The 13,922-nt window shown below is 62.4% G+C and carries 8 protein-coding genes; 4 read left to right on the top strand and 4 right to left on the bottom strand.

The window, feature by feature from the left end; all coding sequences use genetic code 11:
• On the bottom strand, positions 1-379 hold a 379-nt coding region (locus LAP85_08480), incomplete at its 3' end, for an IS91 family transposase (GenBank protein ID MBZ5496425.1).
• A 279-nt stretch (positions 380-658) separates the two neighbouring features.
• On the opposite strand from LAP85_08480, the gene LAP85_08475 reads away from it, so the two are divergent.
• A complete protein-coding gene (locus LAP85_08475; protein MBZ5496424.1) occupies positions 659-1,000 on the top strand; it encodes an FtsX-like permease family protein in 342 nt (113 codons plus the stop codon).
• A 319-nt stretch (positions 1,001-1,319) separates the two neighbouring features.
• Entirely contained in the window at positions 1,320-4,280 is a 2,961-nt protein-coding gene (locus tag LAP85_08470; protein MBZ5496423.1) for a hypothetical protein, read from the top strand.
• Between the two features lie 56 nt (positions 4,281-4,336).
• On the opposite strand, the gene LAP85_08465 is transcribed toward LAP85_08470, so the two are convergent.
• Positions 4,337-6,271, bottom strand: a complete 1,935-nt coding sequence (locus LAP85_08465; GenBank protein ID MBZ5496422.1) for an ADOP family duplicated permease — start codon at positions 6,269-6,271, stop codon at positions 4,337-4,339.
• Positions 6,272-6,568: 297 nt separating this feature from the next.
• Here LAP85_08465 and LAP85_08460 point away from each other — a divergent pair, with 297 nt between their 5' ends.
• Positions 6,569-7,483, top strand: coding sequence for a hypothetical protein (locus LAP85_08460; GenBank protein ID MBZ5496421.1), 915 nt, complete (start codon positions 6,569-6,571; stop codon positions 7,481-7,483).
• A 387-nt stretch (positions 7,484-7,870) separates the two neighbouring features.
• Here the strand turns inward: LAP85_08460 and LAP85_08455 are convergent, their stop codons facing one another.
• Complete coding sequence (locus LAP85_08455; GenBank protein ID MBZ5496420.1) at positions 7,871-8,959, bottom strand: metallophosphoesterase; 1,089 nt, start codon at positions 8,957-8,959, stop codon at positions 7,871-7,873.
• 1 nt (position 8,960) lies between these two features.
• Positions 8,961-10,733 carry a hypothetical protein gene (locus LAP85_08450; protein MBZ5496419.1) on the bottom strand — a complete coding sequence of 591 codons (1,773 nt, stop codon included), beginning with the start codon at positions 10,731-10,733 and terminating at the stop codon, positions 8,961-8,963.
• A 766-nt stretch (positions 10,734-11,499) separates the two neighbouring features.
• Here LAP85_08450 and LAP85_08445 point away from each other — a divergent pair.
• Positions 11,500-13,821, top strand: a complete 2,322-nt coding sequence (locus LAP85_08445) for a hypothetical protein (protein MBZ5496418.1) — start codon at positions 11,500-11,502, stop codon at positions 13,819-13,821.
• Positions 13,822-13,922 lie beyond the last annotated feature (101 nt).

The raw sequence follows: 13,922 nt of genomic DNA, 5'->3' as shown, positions 1-13,922 counted from the left end.
ATTGGATCGCTCGCCCGGCGGGGCGCGGCGGCGGACGCTCGGGCCGGTGCCACAGCTTCAGGTGGCGCAGGATCCTTTCAATCACCGGGCCGTCGCCGATCAGGCTGATGATCTTAAGGGCGCCGGAGCAGCGGGGGCAAACGAGCGGGTCCGCTTCGTACACTTTCTTGATCAACCGGGCCCACGAACGCCTGCGGCCGCGCGCGAACTGGGCGCCGCTGTCGGAATCGTCCTGGCGCAGCGGCTGTACTCCGGCTGCGGGAGCGCGAGCTGAAACCGGGCGCGCATTGGAAAAAGCTCCGTAATACCTGACCAGCTGCTGTCCCGAATCCGGCACGTGGGTGCACAGGGCGGCCCGGAAGTCCAGCGCCGGAAAGATGCGGGCCGGAGAGGCTTGGGCATCGCCGCCTCGCCCGCGTTGCCGGCCGTAGTAGAGCCGGCACCAGTTCGTTTTGGAATGCGGATCAGGTTCTCACAATATCGAGAACATTCCCGGAGCCGGCCGAGGTACTGCTCGTCCCGGTCCGACAGCATCCGTGCGAGTTCCCGATGAGGCGGCTTGCCGTAGCCGTATCGGAATGACCTCTACGAGCCCCACATCGCAACGACGAGGTTCTATCTCGGCCTGTTCGGTTTTTTCGCGTTTGTCGCGGTGTCGATGGCGGCCATCGGATTGTACGGTCTCATCAGCTATTCGGTGGCGCAGACGACCCATGAGATCGGCATTCGCATGGCGCTCGGCGCGAAGGCCGCGGATGTGGTCGGCATGGTTCTCAGAAAGGCGGCGCTGCTCGCCCTGCTCGGAGTCGCCCTCGGGATCGGCGGCGCGTTCTTGTTGACGGGGTATCTTAAGACTCTCTTGTTCGCCGTCACGCCCACGGACTTGCTCACGCTCGTCGTCGTCTCCGCAACCCTGTTCGCAACCGCGGTCGTGGCCAGCCTGATCCCGGCCCGCCGCGCAGCCCGAGTGGATCCCTCCGTCGCTCTGAAATATGAATAGCGGCCGGAGGGGGAGCTGTACGTATTACGGAACTCGGGAAATGCGCTCGATCTCGAATCAGTGGCGACTTGCGCACATAATGATGGCGCCAAGACACCAATGATTCTGCCGGTGACATTCTCATGTCCGCATCGGTTCGACTGCGATAAAATCGGCAAAGTACCGTTTCGTGTGAATCCGCTCGATGAGTTCCGTACCCCTGGAGGAATCATCCATGAGGTCGCTGAATCGCATAAGTTTGGCTTTGTGTATTTTCGTTCAATGGAGCTCAAACGGCTTAGCGCAGTCCGGGATCATCACAACCTACGCAGGTCCCGCGATGCCCGTAAATGGCGCGCAGGCGAATACACAGGCCATTGAGTTTCCGACCGCGGTTGCTGCGGATGGCACCGGTGGTTTCTATGTGGCAAGCCCGCATCAAAACCGGGTGTACCGGGTTACGGCAGACGGCAGGATCAGTTTGGTTGCAGGAACCTCCGGCCAGGGGTTCAGCGGGGACGGCGGCCCGGCGATTTCGGCACAACTCAACCGGCCAAGCGGCGTAGCAGTGGATGCAGCGGGCAATCTGTTCATAGCCGACACGGGCAATTTCCGCGTGCGCAAGGTGACGCCACAGGGCGTTATCAGCACCGTCGCAGGGAACGGACATGGTGGTGTCAATGGGGACGGCGGCCCGGCACCCGCTGCCCAACTCGCAGTCCTGACTGCCCTAGCGGTGGATGGGCGGGGCAACGTGTTTATCGCCTCAGGTGACGGCCGCATCCGCAAGGTGACGCCTGAGGGCGTGATCAGCACGGTAGCCGGAAATGGACATCCCGGCTTCAGCGGGGACGGCAGCCCGGCGACATCGGCACAGCTCAATCAGCCGCACGGTGTCGCAGTAGATGCGACGGGCAACCTGTTTATAGGGGACTATGGCAACCAGCGCGTGCGCAAGGTGACGCCCGGGGGCGTGATCAGCACGGTGGCCGGAAATGGAAGCCGTGGTCTCAACGGCGATGGCGGCCCGGCGTCCTCAGCAGAGCTCAATGATCCAAGCGGCATCGCGGTGGATGCGGCGGGCATATTGTTTATCGCGGACTATGGCAACCGCCGCGTGCGCAGAGTGGTGCCCGGTGGTTTGATCAGCACTGCCGCCGGTAGTGGGGGCAGCGTTTTGGGGGACGGCGGCCCAGCGACCTCAGCCCAACTCTCGACTCCGTCAGGCGTGGCTGTGGATGCAGCGGGCAACCTGTTTATCGCCGACTCCAATGGTAACCGCGTCCGCAAGGTGGGTCCCGGCGGAGTCATCAGCACGGTGGCCGGTATCGGAAGGAATGGTTATGGTGGGGACGGCGGCCCGGCGACATCAGCGCAGCTCTCGAGCCCATTTGGCGTGGCGATGGATAAAGCCGGCAACCTGTTCATCGCCGACTCAGGCAACATGCGTGTCCGCAAGGTGACACCGGACGGGGTCATCAGCACGATCGCCGGAGGCGGGACCCAGCCGTTCCGTGGCGACGGCGTCCCGGCGACTTCGGTCGGGCTGCCATCCACAAATGGCGTAGCCGTGGATGTCGCGGGCAACCTGTTCATCGCTGAGAACACCGGCGTGCGCAGAGTATCGCCTGACGGCGTGATCACAAAGGTGGCGGGAGGTCAAAGCCGCGGTTTCAGCGGAGACGGCGGCCCGGCGGCTTCGGCCCAGTTCGTTGTCCCATTTGGGATAGCGGTGGACGCCGTGGGCGATCTGTTCATCACCGACCCGGGCAACGAACGTGTCCGCATGGTGACTCCCGACGGGGTCATCAGGACCGTGGCCGGAATGGGGATCCAGAGTTTCAATGGCGACGGCGGCCCTGCCACTTCCGCCCAACTCTATCACCCGAGGACGGTGGATGCAGCGGGCAACCTGTTCATCGCTGATAGCGACAACAACCGCGTCCGCAAGGTGACGCCTGAGGGGGTGATCAGCACGGTGGCCGGAAATGGCGGCCGCGGATTCAGTGGCGACGGCGGCCTTGCCACTTCCGCACAACTCAATGGCCCGGCAGGGATGGAGCTGGATACCGCGGGCAACCTGTTCATCGTCGATTTCGGCAACAACCGCGTGCGCAAGGTAACGCCGACCGGAGTGATCAGCACGGTGGCCGGAGGCGGCGCCCGGGGTTACGTCGGCGACGGCGGCCCTGCGACCTCCGCTCAGCTCAATGGCCCAAGCGACGTTGCCTTGGATACGGCGGGCAACCTGTTCATCGCGGAGTTCTATAGCAACCGCGTCCGCAAGGTGACACGCGATGGATTGATCACGACCGTGGCGGGAGACGGAAACCGGGGCTATAGCGGCGACGGCGGCCCTGCGACTTTCGCCAAGCTTGCTTCCCCAAGCGGTGTGGCAGTGGATTCATCGGGCAACCTCTTTATCGTCGACTCTGAAAACCACCGTGTTCGCAAAGTGGCGTCAAACGGCGTGATCAGCACCGTGACCGGCACCGCAAACATGGGCAACTACGGCCCTGGTCCGAGCGGCATAGCCGTGGATGCGGCGGGCAACCTGTTCATCGCCGATAGCGATAACAACCGCGTCCGCAAGGTGACGCCCGGCGGGGTCGCCAGCACCGTAGCTGGAAATGGCGTCGGGGGTTTTGGCGGCGACGGCGGCGCGGCAATTTCCGCCCAGCTCAGTAGTCCGGGCGGCGTATCGGTCGATGCGACGGGCAACTTGTTCATCGCCGACACCGGTAACAACCGCATCCGCAAGGTGACACCCGCCGGTGTGATCAGCACCGTGGCGGGAAATGGAACCGTCGTAGGCTACGGCGGTGACGGGGGCCCGGCGACCTCCGCCCAGCTCCACGGACCGTATGGCGTGGCGGTGGATGCCGCCGGCAACCTTTTCATTGCCGACCGTGATAACTGCCGCATCCGCAAGGTGACGCCCGGCGGGGTCATCAGCACGGTGGCGGGAAATGGAACCGGCGGTTTCAGCGGGGATGGAGGCCCGGCGACCTCGGCCCAGCTGGCTGCCCCTCACGGGGTAGCGGTGGATGCGGCGGGCAACCTGTTCATCGCCGACTATGCTAACAACCGGATCCGCATGGTGACTCCCGACGGGATCATCCGCACGGTGGCAGGAAACGGAACCATGGGTTTCAGCGGAGACGGCGGTCCGGCGACTTCCGCTCAACTCTTTCAGCCAGGTGGCGTAGCAGTGGATGCGGCGGGCAACCTGTTCATCGCGGATACATTCAACAACCGCGTCCGTAAGGTGACCTTGAAAGCTCCTCCGCCCCGGCAATAGGCTCTACGTCGTGCGCAGGGGGGTAACAGAACCTGAATCGGTTGCGATGAAAGGCATTATTCGCAGCGCAGTGCAACCATGGGATCTATTCTTGTCGCGCGCCGTGCCGGAGCATAGCATGCCGCTAGGGTCACGGCGGTGAGCAGAGCCGATACTGCCACGAAAATCAGGGGATCCGTTGCGCTGACGTCAAAGAGAAGGCTCTTCATGAGCTTTGTGGCCGCCAGGCCTCCCACAATTCCCGCGGACAGCCCGGTGAGCGCGATCCGGAGCCCCTGTTCGATCACCAGGCTCATGATGTCGATCGGCCTTGCGCCCATGGCCATTCGCAGGCCGATTTCGGAGGCGCGCGAAGCGACGGAATAGGAAACTACGCCGTAGAGGCCAACAGAGCCAAGCACGAGTGCGAGGAGGGCGAAGGATGCAAACAACGCCGTGGTCGAGCGAGGGCCGGAAACGGAACTGGAAACCAGTGTGCTGAAAGTCTGGACTTCGCTTACGGGAGCTTCTCTATTCAGGCTCGAGACGACCGAAGGAAGCGATCCGGCGATGATGGAAGGATCGATTGCCGTGCGCAATACCAGGGTCATGGCCGTCGGCAGTTGCCTGCCGTGTCGCGGCGTGAACAAGGTCGAGTTTCCATAAGGCACGTAGATCGCGCCGTCGCTCCAGTCAGCCGACGGTGCGGCCAAGCTGTTTTGCGCGACATCGCCTGCTACTCCTACGATTGTGATCCAATCCTTTACGAACACCGGCTTGATGTGCTTGCCGATGGGGTCGCGGTCGGGCCAGTATTTGCGCGCCGTGGCTGCGGTAATCAGCGCGACCGGCGCCGCATCAGGCCGTGTATCCGAATCGGTCAGCGGCCGGCCGCGCAAAAGCGGAATCCCCATGACATGCAGATAGTCGGGAGTGATTACACTCTCGAACAGCATCGGCGCTGGATCGCCGGCAGGCCTGGGATGATCCTCGATGTCGGAGGCAAAACCGCTGACCCTGCCGTTGAGAGGGAGTACATTCACCATCGCAGCGTCCTGCACTCCGGGCAATGAACGGGCACGATCGAGAAGGGAAGTGTAGAAGGCCCCGCAACGCCCAGGTTCGCTGCAATACCCCTGGTTTGGAGTGATCCGGGCACTGAGCATCGACTGCGTTTCGAATCCGGGATTGACTCTGGACAATTGCCACAGACTCTTCGCGAGGAGACCGGCTGCGACGACCAGGACCACTGCCAACGCGAATTCCGCGGTCGCGAGCAGTCCTTGCAGCCGATGGCTCGAAACCTCGCCGGTATTCCGGCCGCCGCTTTTGATGGCCGTGCTCAGGTCGACCCTCGAAAGGTGAATGGCCGGTACGAGGCCAAAGACAAGTCCTGTGAAAAGGGCGGCCGCCGCCGCAAAGCCGAGCACGCGCCAGTCGATTTCAATCCCTGCCATTTGCGGCGTATCGGCCGGGAGGAGGGCCTTCAACAACGAAATGCCGTTTCCGGTCAACACCAGTCCCAGCGCCCCGCCGCAAAGCCCCAACAGGATGCTCTCGATCAGAAGTTGCCGGAAGATGCGCCAGCATCCCGCGCCGAGCGCCGCGCGCAGCGCGATCTCCCTCCACCGCGCTGCAGCCCGGGCCAGGAGGAGGTTCGCAACGTTGACGCACGCGATCAAGAGGATCAGAGCGGTCGCGCCCAGAAGAATGAGCAGTTTGACACGCACATCGCCCACGAGGTCATTCTGCAGCGGGATCACACTCGCCGCCTTCCACATGCTGTCAGGCATTTTCCACGGAAACATCGCCGCGATCCGGGGGAGCAGAAGGCGGGTTTCGGCGCGTGCCTGCTGGAACGTGACCCCGGGGCGGAGGCGGCCGATAATTGTCAGAGCGGAAACTCCCCAATAATCGCCGACCCGGCTCTGATCGAGGTTAAGCGGTGGGACGTGTACACCCGCCGTTCTTTGCTTCTTCGGCGGGGGAAAGTGGGTGTCCACGTTTTCCACGTTTTGCACCTTTTTGTGATTGGTGCCTTGGACGGACGCCGTCGGGCCGCGACGCCCACGCTGCTGTGAGCCGGAATCTGAAGCGTGAAGAACTGTTCAAATCTTGTCTGGTCAAAACGTTGCCGTCGTCAGTCCCCTATTCCGCCGCAAACTCCACGGCTCCAAACGGTGGGGACACTGGCGACCGTCCCTCCTTCTTTTTTGGCCGGAGGTGTTGCCTTTACGTCTAGTATAAGAGGCTATTGAATAATCTGGGGGGTTCGAGGAAATGGTGTTCCTGTCCGACGGGGAATTGACATGAAACTGCTTGTGAACTGTTTACTCGTATCCCTCGCTGTGTTGCTGTTGGATACGCAGGGGCCGCCGCCCGACCCCAGCATCGACTTGGTCGTCCTGAAGAGCAAGATTTTCCACAACACCCGCAGCCTGCGCGTGCTACTTCCTGCTGGCTACACAGAGCCGGTGAATCGCGAGCGCCATTATCCGGTCCTTTACTTCCACGATGGAATCGCGACGTTTTCGCCAAGGGCCATTAACATCAAAGCGATCATCGAGCCACTTATCCGGGCTGGCGCCCTACCGCCCATGATTGTCGTGGGAATCGATAATGGCGGCTCAACGCTGGAATCAAAGAATCCCGCCGCCGACCGGGCAAATGAGTTTCTGCCTTATCCCGACACTGGATTTCCCGGAATGACGTATGAGCCGGATCCTCCTCATCCCCAGGGTCAACTCTATCCTCTGTTTCTGAGCAAAGAGGTGATGCCGCTGATCAACCACACCTATCGGACCCGGACTGGTGCTTCTCACACGAGTCTTGGTGGATTCTCCTTTGGAGCAACTTGTGCCCTTTATTGCGCCATAAAAATGCCGAATGCATTTGGCCGACTCCTGCTTGAAAGCACGCCTCTTTGGATTGGGCCCGACAATCGGCTCTTGAAGGATTGCGAGTCGTGCAAGCATTGGCCGGCGATTATCAGTATAGGAGTCGGGAGTGAAGAAAGCCCTGACAAGACAATTGTAAACCAGGGCCGCGCCCTGCACGATCGCTTGGTAGCTGCGGTCAAGCAGAACGCGCCAAAATCGCGCATTGTCTTTGTTGTAGATGAAGGCGGAAAGCATGATGCCGCGTCTTGGGGGAAACGTTTACCAGAAGTCTTGAAAGTGCTTTACTCGGGCTGGGATGGAAAGGACGCTCAGCGTTTAAAGTAAGGCCAGGATTCCTGTCCTCGTAAAACTCGGGGGCGTCCACCCCGTTTCCTGGTAGGTGAGCAAGAAAACTGGATCCGGGAACACAGGTTGGCTATAAAATGCTGCTTAGCTGGGGCCGAAGCCCCGAAGTTAACAATTGGCTTTTATCGGAAGCTGGACAAGTGGACTGAAGCGGCGCAACCCGCGAAGGAACCGCCGCAAAAGGCAGCCAATTTTACCTATCCTTCCGCGCCGCGGAGGCGGCCAGGAGAGGAAAGAACTTCCCCAGTTTTATCGACAGGCTATCGTTCGCGTACGTCGAGGTGCGGTCGAATCTGAAGGCGCGATCACGAATCATTCAATTGAGCGACTGCACCGACGGCAGCTTGAAGACCGCGGAATCGCGTGTCATCTATCCCGTCCCTCGCCCCCACCTGTGATCCCTTGAGACCGTTTTTCTGTCATGGCAGGGACTGCTCGAGAGCTGCCAATTGCTCTCGTCCCAAAACAGTTCCTGGTTGCCTCTCGGTCCGCTCGGCGATACGCCAGCGTCACGGTGCGAGCGCCGGCAACCGACCGCAGCATCGCGGCATTAAGGACTGCGGGGATCACCCCAACGACCTTGATCTGCACAACAGCGTCGTCCGGAGTCGATTCGACGGCCGCCGCAACTCGAGCGTGGACTTCCGGTATCGCAATACCATCAAAGGAGATCGTCCTGGTGACCATGGGGCGCGCGGGAAGCGGCCGGAACTCGAAATTTTCGAGACCGGCTCGTGTCAAGTGCAGCACGACGAAGCCTTTTGTTTCCGGCTCCTCCGCGAAGGACGTCCGCTCGACCGACCCCGCATATATCGCCGGCGGGCGCCCGGGCAGTTGCAGTACCTGGTGGCGGTGAATGTGTCCACTCAGTACCACTGCCGCGTCCCTCGGCACGTCGGCGGCGCGGATCACATCGGCGCCGAGCCGGAATGTGAAGTTGCCCGGGCCGCACGTCGCTCCCTCGATGCATTGATGAAGACAAAGCACGCGGACATCTGCCCCGGATGCGTCGCGGCATGCATCGACATATATCTTCGAAAACCGATAGCGGATCTCGTTTTCATACGGGAACCCGATGAACGCGGCACGAACTCCGCGGGCCTCGAGCATAAAGCATCGCGGACGATCGAAGATGTGCAAGTGCGGGTGCAAGGCAAGCAACGGATAGGGTATGCGTGCCCGTTCGTGGTTTCCGGGAACGAGCACGACAGGCACTCCGGAAGACGCAATTCGCTTGAGCGGCTCGAGCGCCGCCTCTACAAGCCAGGCGGGAACGCGGCTTCGGTAAAACAGGTCGCCGCCGTGGACCACCACGTCCACTTCGCCGGCGCGCGCGGGTTCGAGGGCTCGCTCGAAGTTCCGAAAGAAGTCCTCCCCCCTGCGGCGCCGGACGACGCGGGGACGACTGGGCAGGTCGAAGCCGAGATGCGTGTCCGAAACGAATAAGACGCGCATGTCAAACCCACGAAAGCACGTGTACAAGCCGTGTTCCCGCCAGCGCCGGGGTGACGCCGAAGCGGACCGCCACCGGCGCGCCCCCCGCAACCAGGCGCTTGAGCTCGCTGCTCAATACCCGCAAACGGTCGAAGCGCTCCAGGTTGATAGCCTTACGACGCGCATCGACCGGGCGCGAATGGCCGGGCGGAACCGGAGGTGTCGCGCCGGAGTCGACGGAGGCCTTGAAGACGATCTCTCCATTTTCGATGACGATCAGCCTTGCGCCGGCAGCGCCTCTCTCGCTCCACAATACGGCTGCATCGGCCAGACGGGTCAGCCAGGTCGCACGATGCCGCGCGAGTGCCGCGCGCATCGCGACCCACTCCAATGAAACCTGTACGAGCTCCGGGGTCCACGAAGCAACGCCCCGGCCAGTACCATCAACCTCGTCCTCGGCTCCGTCGTGGTCCCGACGGCCTTCCCGCCAAAGGCGCGTGCCCAGCCGCAGCAGCCTGGCATGGGCGGCGAGGTCACTACGCGACATCTCGGCGTGTGCGGCACACAGTCGCGCATAGCCTGCTTTGAACGTATCTGCGTCCGGACCGCGACGGACGGGCCCGAGCGCGGCGCGGTCGACGCGGGCGAGTGCCGCGAATTGGTCGAGCACCTCAACCGATGGGAACGGTCCCAGTGGACACCGCGTCGATGGTCGCGCGCTGCGCGATCCGAGGTCCGCGGACGCGAACCAAAGCGTGCGATCCTTGATAGTGAACGCGATATTGTAGGGCGGCCGGTGCCGCTTGATTTCATCAGGTTCGAGGAGTGCGGCCTCAAGTGCGCTCGGCGTGAGTTCGTATGAGATACCGCGCGCTTGCGACAGCATCTCGAGCATCCGTTCGGCGATGCCGCCCTGCTTCCGGAAATAGCTGTTGACCCGATGATGGAGGGACGATGCCTTGCCGACGTAGAGGATGTCGCCGCTCGTCCGAAGCATGCGGTAAACACCGGGGGCATCGGGCAAGGACAGCCGCACGTCCCGCGGCATCGGCCAGACGCGGCGCGGATTCTTCGCCGAGGCGACGGGTGCAGCCAACCATTCCTGAAGCGCCGTCCACGTTGCAACTCCTTCTTCCTCAAGCAGGCACACCAACTCCCGCCAGATAAAGGCCGTGGCCTCCACGTGGTCTGCACTTCGGCGCAATTCACCGACCGCGCGGCCAAAATAGCCCGTGAGGGCACGCAGGCTGCAACGTGGCAAATCAGGTAAGAGCCGCCGTGCGATTTCATGGGTGCAAACGAGGTCGAACGGAGTCGCGCCGCCGGCCAGGGCACTGAGAAACGGCTGCTCAAATCGGGCGAAGTGGATGACGGTTGGCGCCGGCTGTTGCGCGAGTTTCGAGGCTGTGCCGGATAGTTCGCGCCAGGCAAGCCCAGCCTCGATGCCCTTGCGCACCATGCCGTCGGAGATGCCCGTAATGCGCACAACGGCTGGCGGAATGCGCTCTCTCTTCGGAAGCGCAATCAGGCATGCGCGCAGGTCTGTGATGGCCTTGCCTGCGCGCGCCCACCCGATCTCCAGGAGCTGCCCGCACGGAGCCGCCGCAGTGGCCTGGCAGTCGACCACCAGCACCTCGAGCTCAGAAAGCGGCACCGCGGGCGAAACCAACGCGGGGTTCCCGCCCGTATTTTCGACATACGGCAACCTCATAGCCGCGCTGTGCCTCTCGACGCTCCCCTGGGATTCATGAATGCTGTCCGACATTTCTGATTGTTGTCGGGACGGGTATCTCATGTGCGGGAAGACCTCATGGCCATGGGGCACCAGGTGCCCCACCGGTTGTTGACCAAACCAACGGCGATTGTAGCATCACACGCAGGAAATCGCAGAATGAACAGGAATAGCTTTGAGCCTGGGAGCGCCAAGTGTCAATTTTTAGGATTTCCAGATTTGTTTTGTCCTGAAACAGAGAACCAACGATACAGGTCGCGGTTTTGAACTGGCCAAGTCAGCCACTGACAAGATTGTAGGGCCCGGCACGTTGCCGATTCCAGGGAGGCACAGCAAATCGTATGTTTGCATCCTCATTGCCGACTGCATATCTTGCCAACGCTGACGGCACTATTATTAGGCGCGAGTGGCTGATACAAGGCGAGAAACTCGAAAAGGTTCTGGAGGATTTTTTTGCCAGGAAATAATCCCGATCGTTGTCGGGCAGCTGCTCCGGACCAACCGGCTTGCCGGACTGATGTTTCGTCGATCATTTAGGGAGACCGAGTGCCATAAACATTCAGCGGCGCACACATAAGCGCTGCACGACCCCGCCGTAAGAGTTGCGCCCGGCCCCTGCCCATGACAAAATGCACGCGTTTCTCCGTACTTCGATCCAGCAACCATCGAAAGGTGTGCTACGATGAAAACCAGTCGGGCTTTGTTGAGCAGCGCAGCTCTGATCGCTCTCTTACTTCTCCTCTCTTACAATCCGCTCCACGCGCAGGGATTCCAGGAGCCCACGGGGCATTCCGTCGGCAAAGTACGCGCTGTGGGGAACCTCATCTACATGACTCTGGACGAGGGCGCCTTCGGCAAGGAAACGCTGTTCGATCTGACGAAGCGCACGGTGAAGTTCACTCCCGACGGGGCGGGCTACCGCGTCGAGACCTTGCCGCTGAAGTGGGACGCCGATTTCGGTGCCGAACTGAGCGGCGCGCAGATCGCGCTGAAGAAGTTCACGTTCCCCTTCTCCGGCAAGAACTGGGATTCGCTGACGGTCGGCGTGAACGGATCGATCGCCTTCCCGACCACGACGGAAGCAGGCGCCGCCGGACGCGGCGGTGCAGGCGCGCAAGGTCGCGGAGGCGCGGGCGGGGCACAGGGCGGCGGTCGCGGCGGCATGGGCGGCGGCATCTCTGTTGGGGATCGCTTCGCGCAATTGCAGGACGTCGCGCGCACGCTGGTAAACACCCAGCCGGCCATCCTAGTTTTCTTCAGGCTGCGCTTCCAAGCCAAGCCGAATACGCCCAGCCGCTACGTGAAGGAACTGGACGATCGCGTTGTGATCACGTGGGATGTCACCGAGCCGTACGGCGGAATTCAGGATTGGAGCTGGGTCCCGACCGGCAACCGTTTCCAAGCGGTCCTCTATAAGGACGGGTCGGTTGAGATGTCGTACGAGACGCTCAACGCCAAGGACGCCAACGTCGGGCTGTACCCGATGGCAACGGGCGGCGCCGAGCAAGCGATCGCCACGCTGAACGGCAAGGAGAACCCGGCGGTCGCCGGTCACCTCAATATTCAGGACGTGAAGCTGTCGTCTGTCGGCGGCATGTTCCTGAAGGTTGCGCTCGACACGCGCGGCGCTCCGCTTCAGGCGGGCGATCCGGGCGCGGCAGGCGTTACTTATCGGGTGACGTTCACCCCGTCGAGCAAGGCTGCCGCCCCGGCAATTAAGAAAACCGCGAAGGCTGCGCCGGCCGTTCAACCGGTCGTCTGGGTGGTTCGCGCGGGCGGCATGGGACGGGGCGGCAACCGCGGCGGCGCTCCCACCGGCTACGCGGCTTCCGGGCCGGGCGTATCGCCGGCCGTAAAGGTTGAAGGAAACACCATTTCGATCCAGGGCATCCTGCCGGCGGAGCTGGCCAAGGCGGGCACGATCACCGTGGCGGCGGACGTCAGCACCCGCCCGGCCGCTCCTGCAGCGGCCCAGGGTGCCCAGCCCGCTTCGGCCGGCCAGCGCATCACGCCGACCACGGTGGACGAACTGGCGCCGCAAGCGGTGAAGTTGGCCGGGCTCCATAGCCCCGAAGTGGACCTCTCCTCGATCACCGCAAAGGAAGGCCCGTTCCCGATCGTCTACGAGTCGTTCCATTACGTTTCGAAGACTACGATGATGCGGGACCTGCCGTGCACAGTGATCCAGGGATTGGGCGACAACTTCGACTTCCTGGTTTACTACTCCGACTTCCGGATTGACGACCCGGAGGCGGGCACCTCCAGCAACGGTCCGCGCGGCGGCGATACCGGTCCTTATAGCGTCCAGGGCCTGCGCGACAGGAATGGTAACCCCGCGGCCTATTGCAGCCAGGGCCGTTTCCAATGGGAATGGATCCAGCCGGTATACTCCGGTTCAAACCAGATGCAGGAGCGTTCTCCCGAAGGCGTGATCGCACCGCGCGCGGGCGGGCCGATGACCGGCTACGACTACGCCATGTCGCAGGTCGCGCACGAGCTGGGCCACCGCTGGAGCGCCTTTGTGCGCGCCAAGGTCGGCAATGACCTGATCGAACTCGGGCCGACGCACTGGCAGCGCGGCTTGCAGGCGCCCGTCGCCTTCCCCTACAAACGCACGGTGGAAGCTTCGCTGATGGGCGGCGGTGTCTGGCAGGACAACTTTGACGGCACGTTCACCCAGCTTGACGACGACTACTATGTCCCGGCCACCGGCTGGTCGTACCTCGAGCTTTACCTGATGGGCTTGGCCACGCCGGCGGAAGTGCCCGACTTCTTTCTCCTGCGGAACCTGGTGCCCGCCGGACGCGATGCGAACGGCCCCCCGATCTTCAAGGCCGACCGGACCAAGATCACGGTGAACGATGTGATCGCAGCCGAGGGACTTCGCACACCGACGCCCGATAAGTCGCAGCGGAAGTTCAACACCGGCATTGTGCTGATCGCCGCGCCGGGCGCAAAGTCTCCGAAGCCCGACACCATCAAGCGCGCGAACGAAATCGCCGCAAAGTGGATCGAGCATTTCTCGATCACCACCGGACGCCGCGCCAGCATGACGGTGAGCCCCTCTGGGCCCGCCAAACCGGCTGGCAAGGCCGCCCCAGCCGCCGCGAAGCCCGCGGCCGCGAAGAAGGCCGCCAAGAACGGCAACTAGAGACGGTGTCGGATTGAATAACCTGTGACTAAGGGGTGTCGTCGTGGGCGCCGGCCGCCGGACGGCGCCTCCGGGCATTTATCTCAAGTGGGCACCGGCTG

It is taken from the genome of Terriglobia bacterium, assembly GCA_020072565.1.
GTDB lineage: Bacteria > Acidobacteriota > UBA6911 > UBA6911 > UBA6911 > JAFNAG01.
The sequence above is the reverse complement of the archived record's forward strand: the minus strand, read 5'-3'. Positions and strand labels throughout refer to the sequence as shown.

Bases quoted from the DNA above. Each gene is read 5' to 3' on its own strand.
- LAP85_08475 (MBZ5496424.1), top strand. From the start codon at position 659: ATGGCGGCCATCGGATTGTACGGTCTCATCAGCTATTCGGTGGCGCAG.
- LAP85_08470 (MBZ5496423.1), top strand. From the start codon at position 1,320: ATGCCCGTAAATGGCGCGCAGGCGAATACACAGGCCATTGAGTTTCCG.
- LAP85_08460 (MBZ5496421.1), top strand. From the start codon at position 6,569: ATGAAACTGCTTGTGAACTGTTTACTCGTATCCCTCGCTGTGTTGCTG.
- LAP85_08455 (MBZ5496420.1), bottom strand. From the start codon at position 8,959: ATGCGCGTCTTATTCGTTTCGGACACGCATCTCGGCTTCGACCTGCCC.
- LAP85_08450 (MBZ5496419.1), bottom strand. From the start codon at position 10,733: ATGAGATACCCGTCCCGACAACAATCAGAAATGTCGGACAGCATTCAT.
- LAP85_08445 (MBZ5496418.1), top strand. From the start codon at position 11,500: ATGACTCTGGACGAGGGCGCCTTCGGCAAGGAAACGCTGTTCGATCTG.